Annotated in this window: 15 protein-coding genes and 1 pseudogene; 3 read left to right on the forward strand and 13 right to left on the reverse strand. The window is 41.8% G+C overall.

Annotated features, from left to right (window positions below; translation table 11 throughout):
- Positions 1-7 precede the first annotated feature (7 nt).
- The 3 genes from DESACI_RS18765 (at position 8) to DESACI_RS18775 (ending at position 3,391) form a co-directional block, all read left to right on the forward strand.
- Complete coding sequence (locus tag DESACI_RS18765; protein ID WP_014828792.1) at positions 8-2,716, forward strand: heavy metal translocating P-type ATPase; 2,709 nt, start codon at positions 8-10, stop codon at positions 2,714-2,716.
- Positions 2,717-2,739: 23 nt separating this feature from the next.
- The gene (locus tag DESACI_RS18770) at positions 2,740-2,937 is read left to right on the forward strand and encodes a CopZ family metallochaperone (RefSeq protein WP_014828793.1); all 198 of its coding nucleotides are present in this window, start codon (positions 2,740-2,742) and stop codon (positions 2,935-2,937) included.
- 211 nt (positions 2,938-3,148) lie between these two features.
- Complete coding sequence (locus DESACI_RS18775) at positions 3,149-3,391, forward strand: Tn3 family transposase (protein ID WP_049804081.1); 243 nt, start codon at positions 3,149-3,151, stop codon at positions 3,389-3,391.
- A 154-nt stretch (positions 3,392-3,545) separates the two neighbouring features.
- On the opposite strand, the gene DESACI_RS24935 is transcribed toward DESACI_RS18775, so the two are convergent.
- The 13 genes and pseudogenes from DESACI_RS24935 to DESACI_RS18825 form a co-directional block, all read right to left on the reverse strand.
- Positions 3,546-3,971, reverse strand: a complete 426-nt coding sequence (locus tag DESACI_RS24935; protein WP_202947858.1) for a hypothetical protein — start codon at positions 3,969-3,971, stop codon at positions 3,546-3,548.
- A 121-nt stretch (positions 3,972-4,092) separates the two neighbouring features.
- Positions 4,093-4,353: an SHOCT domain-containing protein gene (locus tag DESACI_RS18780; RefSeq protein ID WP_014828795.1), complete on the reverse strand. Its 261-nt coding sequence runs from the start codon at positions 4,351-4,353 to the stop codon at positions 4,093-4,095.
- Between the two features lie 145 nt (positions 4,354-4,498).
- Positions 4,499-4,813, reverse strand: a complete 315-nt coding sequence (locus DESACI_RS18785) for a hypothetical protein (protein WP_014828796.1) — start codon at positions 4,811-4,813, stop codon at positions 4,499-4,501.
- A gap of 208 nt (positions 4,814-5,021) precedes the next feature.
- The gene (locus DESACI_RS18790) at positions 5,022-6,404 is read right to left on the reverse strand and encodes a sensor histidine kinase (protein WP_242833089.1); all 1,383 of its coding nucleotides are present in this window, start codon (positions 6,402-6,404) and stop codon (positions 5,022-5,024) included.
- A gap of 32 nt (positions 6,405-6,436) precedes the next feature.
- Complete coding sequence (locus DESACI_RS18795) at positions 6,437-7,138, reverse strand: response regulator transcription factor (RefSeq protein ID WP_014828798.1); 702 nt, start codon at positions 7,136-7,138, stop codon at positions 6,437-6,439.
- A gap of 50 nt (positions 7,139-7,188) precedes the next feature.
- On the reverse strand, positions 7,189-7,698 hold the full coding sequence (locus tag DESACI_RS24320; RefSeq protein WP_014828799.1) for a RodZ family helix-turn-helix domain-containing protein: 510 nt from the start codon (positions 7,696-7,698) through the stop codon (positions 7,189-7,191).
- Between the two features lie 150 nt (positions 7,699-7,848).
- Positions 7,849-9,048 (reverse strand): heavy metal translocating P-type ATPase, encoded by a 1,200-nt coding sequence (locus DESACI_RS25885; protein ID WP_345788479.1) that lies wholly within the window; start codon positions 9,046-9,048, stop codon positions 7,849-7,851.
- Between the two features lie 94 nt (positions 9,049-9,142).
- Positions 9,143-9,910, reverse strand: a pseudogene (locus DESACI_RS25890) (heavy-metal-associated domain-containing protein); the annotation flags it as partial.
- A 34-nt stretch (positions 9,911-9,944) separates the two neighbouring features.
- The gene (locus tag DESACI_RS18810; RefSeq protein WP_014828800.1) at positions 9,945-10,325 is read right to left on the reverse strand and encodes an ArsR/SmtB family transcription factor; all 381 of its coding nucleotides are present in this window, start codon (positions 10,323-10,325) and stop codon (positions 9,945-9,947) included.
- A 300-nt stretch (positions 10,326-10,625) separates the two neighbouring features.
- The gene (locus DESACI_RS18815; protein WP_014828801.1) at positions 10,626-11,897 is read right to left on the reverse strand and encodes an NRAMP family divalent metal transporter; all 1,272 of its coding nucleotides are present in this window, start codon (positions 11,895-11,897) and stop codon (positions 10,626-10,628) included.
- Positions 11,898-12,458: 561 nt separating this feature from the next.
- The gene (locus DESACI_RS24845; protein ID WP_014828802.1) at positions 12,459-12,629 is read right to left on the reverse strand and encodes a hypothetical protein; all 171 of its coding nucleotides are present in this window, start codon (positions 12,627-12,629) and stop codon (positions 12,459-12,461) included.
- 27 nt (positions 12,630-12,656) lie between these two features.
- A complete protein-coding gene (lgt, locus tag DESACI_RS18820; protein ID WP_014828803.1) occupies positions 12,657-13,433 on the reverse strand; it encodes a prolipoprotein diacylglyceryl transferase in 777 nt (258 codons plus the stop codon).
- 83 nt (positions 13,434-13,516) lie between these two features.
- Positions 13,517-13,807, reverse strand: coding sequence for an SHOCT domain-containing protein (locus DESACI_RS18825; protein ID WP_041276140.1), 291 nt, complete (start codon positions 13,805-13,807; stop codon positions 13,517-13,519).
- Position 13,808: the final 1 nt, after the last annotated feature.

Raw genomic sequence — 13,808 nt, forward strand, 5'->3', positions numbered from 1 at the left:
AGGATTAATGATGGCTGAAAAAGTAAGTCGGGAGGATAAGATCATTAACGTCCAAGGCATGACGTGTGAACACTGCGTCAAGCATGTGACGAAAGCCTTGGAAAAACTCCCGAGTGTCGAACGAGTCCAAGTGTCCCTAGAAAATTCCCAAGCCACGTTTAATTATAACCCGTCCCAAGTTACGCTAGCAGATATTCGGGCAGTGATCGAGGACGCGGGATATTCTATGGATAATGCGGAAAATGTGCCAGCAAACAAGGATTCAAGCAGTACTGCTCCTGTGGATAAAGAAATTGAAAGTGCTGTAACAACTGTATCTTCTAAACAACAACAACTGTTTAAGATTTCAGGTATGACGTGTGCTAACTGTGCCTTAACGATCGAAAAGGGACTTAAGAAAATGCCTGGGGTTAAAACAGCAGCTGTAAACTTTGCCTCAGAAAAACTTTCTATAGATATTGATCCTAGTGTTGTGAAAGAAGAAGAAATCCTCGCCAAAATTAAGGACCTAGGTTACGGTGCTTCTACTGATGGCAATGAAGGAAAGCAACAGTTTAAAGTCAGCGGTATGACCTGCGCCAACTGTGCCTTAACGATTGAGAAAAAGCTCAAAGGCACACCTGGTGTACAACATGCAGCGGTGAATTTCGCCACCGAAACGGTCACTGTAGAATTTGACCCTGCAGCAACAAATATGGGCGAAATTTACGATCAAGTCCGCGATGCGGGGTATATTCCTTTAGATAATAAGGCAGACAATCAGGAGGATCAGACCGCCATCAAACAACGAAATTGGCTGATTTTTAGTGCGGCGCTTGCTTTACCCATCATACCGCTGATGTATCTTCCGATGTCCAAAACGCAAATATATTCCATGCTCATTTTAGCCACAATTGTACAGTTCACTGCAGGTTGGACCTTTTATCGTGGGGCTTACCACTCCTTGAAAAATCACTCGTCGAACATGGATGTTTTGGTCGCATTGGGGATCACCGCCTCGTATGGTTATAGCCTCATGACAACCTTTCCTAACATTTTCTTCACTGGACCTACCTTTTTTGATACATCCGCTTTGCTAATTGTGTTTGTACGATTTGGAAAATATCTTGAAGCGAAGGCGAAAGGTCGAGCAGGCCAAGTTTTAAAACGCTTACTCGAACTTCAGGCGGATAAGGCGCGTCTACTTATTAATGGCGAAGAAAAGGAAGTTGCTGCCTCGGATGTTAAAATCGGCGATATTGTGATCGTAAAGCCCGGTGAAAAGATCCCTGTCGATGGGGATATAATAGAAGGACAAGCCAGTATTGATGAGGCGATGGTGACAGGAGAATCCATTCCGATTGATAAAGGCGTGGGCGACCCGGTCATTGGAGCAACCATTAACCGTTCAGGTAGTATCAAAGTGAAAACGTCGAAAACCGGCAAGGATACAATGTTATCTGGGATCATTAAAATGGTCGAAGACGCTCAAGGAGTTAAACCGCCTATTCAACGACTTGCAGATACGATTTCCAACTATTTTGTGCCTACGGTCGTTGCGATATCCGTAATTACCTTCTTAATTTGGTATTTTGCTTTGCATAGTACATTTGTCTTCGCCTTTACCGCGGCGATTGCGGTTTTAGTCATTGCTTGTCCTTGTGCCTTAGGACTCGCAACCCCGACCGCCATTATGGTGGGCAGTGGCGTGGGATTAAATCGCGGGATCTTGTTTAAATCTGCAGCGGTACTTGAGAGCATTGCGCATCTTCAAGCCATTGGCTTTGATAAAACAGGGACGCTTACCAAAGGCGCACCGGAAGTGACAGATATTATTCCATATGCCTCACTAAATCGAAAAGAGGTCTTAACTATTACCGCTGCCGGAGAAAATCCATCGATTCATCCCTTAGCGCAGGCTGTCGTTTCCCAAGCGAAGAAAGAAAATCTTCAAATTCAAGGGGTCTCAAATTATCGAGAAGAAAGTGGCTATGGTGTTGTTTGTACCTATGAAGGGAAATCGTTACTGATCGGAAATATTAAACTGATGCAAAAGTATGACGTGGACGTTCAGGAAACGGAACAAGACTTCCAGAGCCTGGCCGAAGCTGGTAAAACAACGAGCTTTATTGCTTTAGATGGCCGAGTTATTGGCCTGCTTGCACTGGCTGATGTACTTAAAGAAAGCACAAAAGAAGCGATTGCGCGCCTTCAAAAACTCGGTCTCAAAACTTTCATGATCACTGGGGATAATAAAAAAGTTGCCAACGTTGTTGGCCAAGAAGTCGGTATTGACGAAATAATTGCTGAAATCTTACCGCAGGATAAGATCAATATCATTAAAAAGTATCAAGCTCAAGGGCTTAAGGTCGCTATGGTGGGCGATGGGATTAATGACGCCCCAGCTTTGGCCCAAGCTGATATTGGGATTGCAATAGGTTCAGGAACGGATGTTGCCAAAGAGACAGGAGACATCGTCCTCGTCCGCAATGATCTCCTAGATGTAGAACGTGCAATACGCTTAGGGCGTAAAACACTAAGGAAAATCAAACAAAATCTTTTCTGGGCGTTAATTTACAATGCCATTGGGATTCCAATAGCGGCCGGTGCGCTCTACCCATTAACCGGTAAACTTTTACCACCCGAGTGGGCTGGCTTGGCCATGGCTTTCTCATCAGTATCAGTTGTCACGAGTTCCCTCTTATTAAGAAGCTATGATAGAAAACTGGTGAATTAGATTTGATTAAGGAGGTGAAAAAGATGAGCCAAACTACACTTAAAGTTGAAGGTATGACCTGCAACCACTGTAAAATGAGAGTTGAAAAAGCACTCCAAGGGGTTAGCGGTGTCGAAAGCGTTCAAGTGGATCTCGCTGCTAAATCAGCTACAGTATCAGGAACCGCAGATCGTGCAGAACTGATTAACGCGATTTTAGAAGCTGGTTATACTGGAGAATAACACTTACTCATCGGAGTATAAGAATACAGAGATCTCCTTGAAGGATTGGGGCCGTCTTTTCCAAAGTTTTAGGAAAAGTCGGCCTTTTATCAATTATTCGGCCCTATAAACACCAAATTCATAAACAAAAAGGTATAGTGCAACGACCATAATATACCATTTTTGTATCAAAGGACTCTCACAAATCTCCTACCTTTTGTGAGAGTCCTTTATGTGTTACAAAAGTATAAAGTATAATCATTTGGTTGCCAACTGCTTAATTTTCTACAATGTTTTTTACATTACTCAAATTCTTCAGGAGCTTAGTGTGCAAGGGCACAAAATTGATGAAGATGCAGTGGCTTCTTTAAGCCCCTATATCACTCAGCATGTTAACCGTTTTGGACTGTACAGCCTGGATTTAAACCGTAGACCACCAAGCATTATATATGATTTGGCATTAATCAATGAATAAGAAGGCAACTGCCCATCGACTAGAAATTACGAAAAAAAAGTGTGCTGATGCACACTCATACTTATCCACAGGCCCTAAATATATACTTTCCTATACGATAAAAAATAGGATAGGCGCTTATTGTAAGCACCTATCCTAACTCAAATTTCATTTTTTACCAACTCCTGTTGCCGTAATATCCACAACCGTAGCCGTTACCGTAATAACCGCAACCATAGCCATATCCGTATCCATTTCCATAACTCTTTGGAGTTGATTGATTTGGTACTGGCGGTTGAGGAGTTGGTTGAGTTGGTACCGACTGTTGAGGGACAGTTTGTTGTATACTTTTTTGCGGTGTTTGGATTTGGTTACCACTATTTTGGGCCACGTCCGGGACAGATGACGTTGCAACTAGTGTACCGATTTTAGGTGCAACTGATGTGCTGACAGTCGTTAGAACAGGTGCACTGACAGTAGTTTCAACCGGTGTACTAAATGTCGTTGCAGAAGTTGCAGTAGCGTTAGTATTAGAGGAAGTGTGAGCACTGACCAACCCGACTGCACCAACCACTAAACCAAGTGATAAGGCACTTACCAAGAATGTATTTTTAATGTTTTTCATAAAGAATCATCCTTTCTTGTTATACTTGGAAATAGATGTTTAATTCGTATCTTGTTTGAATCGCAAAAGTATTTATTTTTGAGGGGAAGGTAAAAAGTTACCGCAGCAATTCTTTTTTCTTCTTTTGATATTCTTCCGAATCAATCTCACTACGGGCATAACGTTCATTCAAAACATCCAAGGCCTGATCTTGCCCAATAAACCCACGTATAAGAACCCCAGAACCTTTCCGCCGAAATAAACAAACACATAATGCAATCAATACTAGCCAAAAAAGCAACTGGATTCCCATCCCAAGTATCCCCATTCCCCAAAATCCGCTGCCATAATATGAGCCACAGCCCCAACCGCTAAACACAATTTTCTCCTCCTTTTCGTGAACTCTCGATTTAATCAAGCATACGCGAGATATTGACATTTTTATCAAGGTCTAGATAAGTGGTAAAAAGGGATAACTTTAAAAATATGGCTCCAATTTTAGAAGTTGCTAAACAATGCGAAGTTTACCAACATCCCCGACTCCAATCGCCGGACTGCCACATGTTCCCACCGTTATTTCCTGGATAATAGTCCCAATTGTAATCTTGCCAGTAATTTGAGTTCATTGGGCCAGACCAGTTTCCATAACTCGGAGCATAATAAGTACCTCGCAACCCAAATTGTTGTGTGTCTGACACAGGTTGATTTTGGCCTGCAGGCTGAGTCGTCCGATATATTTTCGGATAGGCTGGAGATGCTGAGGCAATAGGTGCCCCTACTGTAAGTAGGGTAACACTTCCGAAAAGTACAAGGGCTATTTTAGATAAATTTAGATTCATTCTGTTCTCTCCTTTCAACAATGTTATTAATAGTATAGAGCTGTAATTTTACGCCCACGTCACAGATTTTTAACATTTATGTTAAAGAAGTCAGGCCATGTTGATAAAAGCGGTCGATTTGTACCGACCGTTTAACTTGCTTAATACTGATTAGTATTTTTCTTAACAGCACTCGTTGTAACATCCTAATGCTACAAACCTTGTTTCATCAGAATCCTGCCAATTCTCCAGAGGGTAAATAAACGGTAAAAATTGACCCCAATCCTAATCGGCTATCAGCTGTAACCTTCCCACCATGCTTCTCCACAATCTGTTTAACAATTGATAATCCCAATCCCGTGCCCGTACCGCGTCTGGACCTTGACTTGTCAACTTTATAAAAACGATCCCAAATGTTATCTAACTCTGATGGGGGAATTCCAGGGCCGTCATCTTTAATGGTTATATAGGCTTGTGCAGATTCAAGTCCTAGTTCAACAATAACTTTACCATTTGAGTGATTTACTGCATTATCAAGCAAGTTCGTTAGGACTTGTTTCAACCGGTCAATATTTCCTGAAATTGTGATTGTATCTTCAGGTACACAAGTATCGATTCTTACTCCTTTGTTCTCTGCTAAATGTTTAAAACGTTCGACTGAGACGAGAACTAATTTGTTCAATACAACGTATTCCATGTTGTCAAAGGCTTTGTCCGTGTCCATGGTTTGCAGGTCAAGCCAATCATCTACCAAACGTTTCAGGCGAGCAGATTCATCGGAAATATTTTGTAAGTATAATTCTTGTTGCTCCTTAGAACGGACTAATCCATCAAGAACAGCTTCAGAATATCCCTTGATGACTGTCAAAGGGGTGCGGAGTTCGTGAGAAACGTCAGACAGCAACGCCTGCCTTTGTTTACTTAATTGCTCAATTGCTTGGATTTTCTGGTCCAATTGTTTGGACATACTGTTAAAACTGCTAGCTAATCGTCCAACTTCATCCTCTGATTCAACAGGAATTTCCCGTCTGAATTCACCGGAAGCGATGAGCTTCGCGTTTTCCTCCATCTTGACCAGAGGCCGCACTAATTTCCTCGATATAAACACACTGATTATCGTAGCTAGGGCAATTCCGAGCAATGCACCACTGAGAGTGATTAACAACATGCTGTTGATATGCTGACTAATCGCTGTCAGCGGACTGCAGATCGCCACCGCCCCTGCAACCTTTCCATCCTTGATCATAGGAACGGCAGCCAGAAAAACGTCTTGGTTATAACCGTTGACGCGGCCTGCAAAGACGACGTTATTGCCACTCAATACCTTATTTTTAAAAGCAGATTGTCCAAATAATGAGGATTGAATTTCACAGGAATTTCCCTCATACACTTTGTTGCCGCCTGCATCAATAATCAATATATCAGCATTAAGAAAATTACTGAGAATGCCCAACCGTTCCTTTAAAGATGAGTCATTGGTTGATTGACGATCGTTATAAATAGTTACAACTTCTTCAGCCTCGTAGATAAAAAAACGGGCTTGTTGATCGTAGCTAACCGTGCGAATCTCCCGAGCCTGAATAACTACAGAAACTAAAAAAACCCCTAACACTAAGAAAACCATCGCTAACCATAACTTTGTGATTAGACTTTTGCGGAGTGACCATTTAATTCGAATTTGTAACCCACCCCTCTAACCGTTTGAATAAAATCGCTGTACCCTGCTTGTTCGTCCAGTTTCGATCTCAGTCGGTTAACGTGTGTATCCACTGTACGGGAGTCACCACAGTAATCGTAATCCCATACAAGATTTAGCAATTGATCACGGCTATAAATGTGACCAGGGTCTTGCACTAGGCAGAGCAACAGATCAAATTCCTTAGTGGTAAGTTTAACAAGTGTACCGTTTACTTCTACTTCTCTTCTGATTCGGTTAATTTTAAGACCCGGATAAACAATCATATGTTCGTTGATTTGTTCAACATCAAGCCGCCGAAGAACGGCTTTGACCCGTGCTGCCAATTCACGGGCACTAAACGGTTTGACAACGTAATCATCCGCCCCTAAATCAAAACCTAATACACGATCATTTTCTTCACCTTTAGCAGTTAACATAATAATTGGAATCTGGGTTTCCTTCCTGAGAATCTTACACACGGTCCATCCGTCCAGTTCTGGCATCATCAAGTCTAAAAGAATCAAATCAATGGAATGATTGCGCACCAGATCAAGCACCTGTTTTCCGTTAGAAGCTTCGAATATCACCAAACCGTCTGCTTCCAGATAGAGCTTCACGATTTCTCGAATCCGTTCATCATCGTCCGCAATCAAGACGTTATTTCTCATCAGAGTTCCTCCACTTGCTCGGTCGGATTTATAACATTCTCCTGAGCTTATTAACGATGCCCGTAAGTTCCCGACTCGGACCCGTTGTTCCAATTGCTAGAATACCAACTATAAGACGGGCGAAAGTCTGACCCCATTGGTCTGCACCAATAACCACCCTTTTGGTTACCTGGTGTGGTTGTACCAGGGGTTGGTGCCACTGTTTGGGAAGAAACGGGCTGTATTGAGGAGGTTTTATTTGTTACTGTCGGCGGAGCAGACGAAGGGGTTGAAGAATTACCCGGCTTAACTAAAGCGAATGTCTGTTGTGAATTAGATGGGGAAGAGTTAGATGCAACCGATGAAGTAGAATCTGGTTCTGACAGTGGAGCATTCGCTTGGACTTGTGGTGGATGTTTAACTAAGGTTTTTTGCGTAGTCTGAGCCTGATTTTGAGCAGTATTGGATGGCCAAGACTGTTCCCACGGAGCTGGAGCAGCAATACTTCGAACCGTAGTTATTCCAATAACGGCAAATACGATAAGGCCGCCGATTACGAGCAGATTTTTAAGACTTCTCATTAATCTACAACTCCTTTAACTAAAAGCTATTTATATCAATTGTACCCTAATACCATAGTTGTGACAGCATTGAGATTCTAACATTTTTGTAACATAAGAAAATATAACATAAGCCGACTGGGCTTATGTTATATTCTAGATTTACGCAAGTTATTTTCTGTCTGGTTTAATCCTTATTAATCGAATGCCATTTAAGGTCACCAGGATGGACGCTCCCATGTCTGCCAAAATTGCAAGCCATAGAGTTAACCAACCGGGGAAAACAGCAATGATAGCCACTACTTTTATGAATAGAGCAAATCCAATATTCTGTTTAATTATTTTTAGAGCAGCTTGACTTAAACTAATGGTAAAAGGCAATTTGGAAAGATCATCTGCCATTAAAGCGATGTCTGCAGTCTCCAATGCAGTATCCGTGCCTGCTCCTCCCATCGCTACTCCAACAGTGGCGGTAGCTAATGCCGGGGCATCGTTAATACCATCGCCGACCATTGCAACAGTTCCGTATTTATCTAATAGATTTTGGATGGCACTGACTTTTTCCTGGGGTAACAAGTCTGCCTCAAATTCCTCCACACCCACTTCTTTTGCAATAGCCTGAGCTGTAGCGTTGTTATCTCCCGTCAACATTACCGGATGTATTCCCATCCGCTTGAGAGAGACTATTGCTGCTTTACTAATGTCACGAACCGTGTCTGCCACTGCAATAATCCCAATGAAACTCTCTGGGGTACCCATAATCATGGCTGTCTTGCCTTCGCTTTGTAGTCGTTCAACGATGGCTAAAATGGAGTCTATCTTAATTCCTTTTTCCGTGAAAAGCCGAACATTACCAATATAAACAGTTTTACCTTGACAGATTCCTTGGGCACCACGGCCAGTTATCGTACTAAAGCCTTCAATGGGTTCGGGTACAATCCCCTCTGATTTTGCCTTGTTCACAATGGCTACAGCTAATGGATGTTCTGAACGAATTTCCAAATTCGCGGCCATTTGAAGGACTTCATCATTAGTATGTTCATTTATAGTAATTACGTCTGTTACAGTAGGTTCGCCCATAGTGAGAGTTCCAGTCTTATCAAAGGCAATAGCCTTAAGTGATCCAGCTTGTTCAAGGTAGGTACCGCCCTTGATTAGAACACCGTTGCGTGCAGCGTTGCTAATCGCACTAACAATTGCAACGGGTGTCGATACGACAAGCGCACAAGGACAGGAAACCACGAGCAAGGCAAGGCCACGATAAATCCATGGCTGCCAAGCATAGCCCATTAGTAAAGGAGGGAAAAGGACTATAGCTACCGCTAAAGCTAATACTATCCGGTGTATATATGGTAGCAAAGCGCTCAACAAAGGCTTGAGCCGGTGCTCGCTTCGTTTGTGCTTCTTCTACGAGATGAATAATCTTAGCAATTGTCGTATCTTTGACGAGTTTGGTAACTCTTATCTCTAACGCACCATGTGTATTTAGAGTTCCGGCAAATACTTCATCTCCAGGCCACTTTTCCACCGAAACAGATTCGCCTGTAATCGCTGACTGATTGATTGCAGTTTCACCTTTGGCGATAGTCCCATCCATAGGGATTTTTTCTCCGGGCAACACCACAACCACATCATCGACTTGAATGTCCTCAACCGGAATTTTGACTTCACCAGTGGCACGGATGACTCTCGCTTCTTTGGGTGCGATGTCCATTAACTCGCGAATCGACCTACGAGCACGATCCATCGTCCATGATTCTAATAACTCCGAAACCGCATAGAGTAAAGCGACAACTGCACCTTCCTCCCATTGAGAAATGGCAATAGCTCCAATAATGGCCGCACTCATGAGAACGCTCATATTAAAATCAAACTGTTGAAGTGAATAGAATGCTTTTTTGAAATTACCCCAACCGCCAAAAAGCATCGCGATCAGGTAAAGTGGGATGACTATAGCAAAAGCGGCTCCACTTTTATCCATAATAAACCCAATTGCTAAGAAGGCCGCCGCTACGATTGCACGTATAAACTCCCAATTGACCTTAGATTTCTTTTGCTCTTGCTGTTCAGTCTCTGAGTAAATAGAGTAATTTTCCTTTTTTCCTTCCAGTCGGATTAACTCTAAGTTTGCCGCGCCATCCACGGTTAATTTACGGGTAGCAATATTCAACTGAGCCCCGGACACGCCAGGGAGAGCCGCCACATTTTTTTCAAATTTAGCGGCACAGTCCATTCAGGTAATTCCTTCGACGCGAAAAACGAAAGTGTCAGTCATTTTCTTTTACACTCCTTGCCTTTATCATCTCACTTACTAGGTTCCCAATATGTTGATCCGCAAGTCTATAGTAAACGAGTTTGCCATCCTTTCTGAATTTGGCTAAGCCCATGTGGTTGAGCAACCGAAGATGATATGATGCAGTCGACTTTGTACTGTTAATCAAGGCGGCAACATCGCATACACAGAGCTCAGCCTGGCTAAGTGCATAGACAATCTTTAAACGGGTATCATCTGCAAGAGCCTTAAAAATAACCGCAATTCCTTCGATACGATTTACGTCGGACCTGAGGCTATTAACCACTTCTTCATGGATACAATTGATTTGACAAACTGGAACATCCGTCATTAGCGTATCCCGTGACTCAACCACTCTATACATCTCCTTATATAGTCAAATAGTCACTTGATTATTATACTATATGTTTATGAGAAAGTTAAATTTCTTACGTTTGTAATGTTTGTGGTTTCCGATTTAAGTAATTCAAGTAAACCGGAGGAAAAATAGAATTCATAGGCCATTATTAAATAATTGAAAGGTAATTTCCTTAGCGTAAGGAAATTACCTTTCTGCTTCTCAAACATGTTTTGGCGTATATTTTCGAATGTTGGCGGGACCCCTAATCAATCCGATTTACTAATAGACAAACTTATCGGATCATACTGGTAACTGTTACTTGAATAATTCAAATATAGTTAATAATCCAAGAGAACATACAAGGATATAGATAAAAACAAGAACGATTTTTTCCCATTTTCTTAATTTATAACGCTCTGAAAGAGCTCTCCATCCGAGTGCCAACAAAAATCCAAGAACTATGGGCAAAAGTAAAGAATTCATAACTTCAACCGCTACAGTTAGAGGTATCAACGGAATTCCTATCAGCACTAATATTGCAGCGATAATAATCCCACCAATATAGACACCATAAAACACTGGTGCTTGTTTCCATGTATTATTAAGGCTACATGGTACACTTAAGACTTCGCTTAACGCCCAAGACATTGACAAGGAAATAACAATTGAAGCAATTAACGCAGCACCTGTTAACCCAACCGCGAATAATACTTTTCCAATAAAATTGCCAAGAAAGGGAGTAAGTGCGTTTGCTATCTGTTGAATACTATCAAGAGCCGTATCCGGGTTAACTTTACCGATAGTAGCAGCAGTTAATATTAAAACTGCCGCCATAATAATTTGAGTAATTATTGAACCAAAGAATGTATCAATTCTACTATACTTTATAGATTCATGGCTCAATCCTTTATCTATTACGGCTCCTTGTTGATAAAAAATCATCCAAGGCATGATGACAGCGCCAACATTAGCAGCAACAAGTAGCAAATAAGAACTATTATTGAAAGGTTGCTTCCCTATAAAGGCAGTCGCAATTGCTCCAAAATCAGGTTTTGCATATAAAGCTGCTGGAATAAATACTATTTCAAAAAGACCAACCAGAATTGCAATAAACTCTACGCGTTTATATTTACCTGTGCAGGATATTAATATCAATATTGTGGCAACTAGTGGAACTGTTACCCACTTAGAGACTCCAAAAACCATACCTACCCCAATAATTCCAGAAAACTCAGTTACGAGAGCTCCTATAGCGGCTATTAAAAGTGTTGCCACTGAAACCCACGCCCACTTTGTTCCAAACTCCTCTCGTATTAGTTGTCCATGACCTTTGCCAGTAGTTATCCCTAGACGAGTTGTTAATTCTTGAACAAAGTACAAAACTGGAATAAGTATCAATTGTAAAACCAGTAATCTGTATCCCCACTGAGCTCCTGATTGTGCGGCAGTTATTATGGAACCCGCGTCTGTATCCGCCAACATAACTGTTAGACCTGGTCCAATTGTTGCAAGTAAAAATAACCATCTGTTCTTTGTAAATGACTTTTGCGGTACACATTCATAAGCTATTGATTCATCTTGTAACATCTTGCCCCTCCATTGTAATTGATATTCATTATCAGTTACAATGGTAGCATATTTCTAATATATTAGCAACGGATATTCCTTCCAATGTAACTGGGCAAAAGAAACCATGAAAAGCTGATTCAACGATTCAAGATAGGGGTTATCATTTAACTTAAAAGTACTAGTTCAAAATCAAATTTTCATAACATAATATTTCAACGTCGCATTATAAATACTTCAAGGAAATTGGCTTGCTGCATCCAGAATATATCATAGTATATACTATTTCAAAATGTTGGCAGGATTCCGAAAGTGGTATTTATGGTTGTTGCGCCATTTTACACGAATCGTTGCCGTATACCAAAAACGCATACTAAAGCCCATAGCCCGCCTACGGTCAAACTAGTGACCATTGCACTAGGCGTATGGATGCGGAGGTAAATTGGGCTAAGAGCTAAAAGAACCATTAAGGCAATTCCGCCAAAAAGATGACCTTTAAAGCCAAACCAAAACAATGCCGTTTGATTCTATTCCCTTCAAAACAAGCATAAATATTCGTCCTTTCGTAAGCTATCTTTTGAATCACTTCTTTTGTTCAAAGGGTATTGGTTGTTTAATATCATGTTGATGGTGTTGCCCATTTTGATCCTGCTGATGCCCTCCACAGCACCCTCCCATACCCCGACGATGCATCAAGATCATCATCCCAAATATAAACAAATACCATCCATATTGACTTAAGAACTGCCACATAAACAGCGACCTCCTTTAATCTCGGATTTATTTTTCCATGATACTCCTTGACGTCAAAACAGCGGCAGAAACAAGAGCAATAACTATCATACCTATACTACTCCATTGTGCTGATGTCCAATTGAATAGATAACGTGCGCCATCCCCTCGCATAAATTCTAAGCCAAACCGTCCCAATGAATATAGAACGATATAGGTTAGAAAGAGGATGCCCTTTGGCCATTTGCGCCAACGTGAAAGGATGATGATCAGAGCAAAAACGATCATGTCCCATTGCCCTTCCCACACCTCTGCAGGCCATAGGGGTTGACTGCCATAGGCTGCATAAGCCGGAGTACCTTGAGGATAAACCAAGCCAAAACCTAGGTTGGTTGGGCGACCGAAAGCATCTCCATTAAGAAAACAAGCAATTCTTCCAATTGCCTGACCCAAGATAATCCCAGGAGCAGCAATATCCGCCATTTTCCAAAAATCGAATTGATACTTACGAGTGTAAATCCATCCTACAATAAAAGCCCCCACCAAAGCTCCCTGAATTGCCATGCCTCCAAGCCATATCATAAAGATTTCGGCAAGATGGAGGGAATAATAACCCCATTCGTAGAAAAAGACTTGCCAAAGGCGTGCTCCGATAATTGACCCAATCACCGCGTAGACCACCAAATCCAAGAGATGTTGGCGATATTCTTTTTCCGAAGAAGCAAGATGATAAGCAACCCCAAAACCGATAATGATTGCCAAAACAACCACTACGCCATAGGATCTTAAAGGGAATCCACCGATGCTGAATAAAACTTGCCGCAACTTTATCCTTCCCTCCTAAGAAAAATGTTAAAGGGCAGTTCACCCTTTATTGAGCTACTGCCCTTTTGAAATATAATTTATACTTATTTCCCTTCTAAATCTTGTTTGCGAATTTGATATTCCGCTGAATCGATCTCTCCACGTGCATAGCGTTCACGCAGGATGTCTAAGCCACTATTATGCCTACCCAATCCACCTGTATGAACTTGAGATGTGTTACGACGAAACAAATAGATGCCCAATAGAATGATCCCTATTCCGAAGATAAGCGGCATGATCATTCCCATCCATCCATATCCGCCGCCTCCATAGCCGCCATATCCGTATCCACCGTTTCCCCAACCACCCATCATATTTCCCCATCCACCCATCATG

This window comes from Desulfosporosinus acidiphilus SJ4 (assembly GCF_000255115.2).
GTDB lineage: Bacteria > Bacillota > Desulfitobacteriia > Desulfitobacteriales > Desulfitobacteriaceae > Desulfosporosinus > Desulfosporosinus acidiphilus.

What these genes read in the sequence shown, in the direction of transcription:
- DESACI_RS24845 (WP_014828802.1), bottom strand. Translation starts at nt 12,629, where the DNA reads ATGTGGCAGTTCTTAAGTCAATATGGATGGTATTTGTTTATATTTGGG.
- DESACI_RS18795 (WP_014828798.1), bottom strand. Translation starts at nt 7,138, where the DNA reads ATGAGAAATAACGTCTTGATTGCGGACGATGATGAACGGATTCGAGAA.
- DESACI_RS24320 (WP_014828799.1), bottom strand. Translation starts at nt 7,698, where the DNA reads ATGAGAAGTCTTAAAAATCTGCTCGTAATCGGCGGCCTTATCGTATTT.
- DESACI_RS18765 (WP_014828792.1), top strand. Translation starts at nt 8, where the DNA reads ATGATGGCTGAAAAAGTAAGTCGGGAGGATAAGATCATTAACGTCCAA.
- DESACI_RS18825 (WP_041276140.1), bottom strand. Translation starts at nt 13,807, where the DNA reads ATGATGGGTGGATGGGGAAATATGATGGGTGGTTGGGGAAACGGTGGA.
- DESACI_RS18775 (WP_049804081.1), top strand. Translation starts at nt 3,149, where the DNA reads ATGTGTTACAAAAGTATAAAGTATAATCATTTGGTTGCCAACTGCTTA.
- DESACI_RS18785 (WP_014828796.1), bottom strand. Translation starts at nt 4,813, where the DNA reads ATGAATCTAAATTTATCTAAAATAGCCCTTGTACTTTTCGGAAGTGTT.
- DESACI_RS18815 (WP_014828801.1), bottom strand. Translation starts at nt 11,897, where the DNA reads ATGTTACAAGATGAATCAATAGCTTATGAATGTGTACCGCAAAAGTCA.
- DESACI_RS18770 (WP_014828793.1), top strand. Translation starts at nt 2,740, where the DNA reads ATGAGCCAAACTACACTTAAAGTTGAAGGTATGACCTGCAACCACTGT.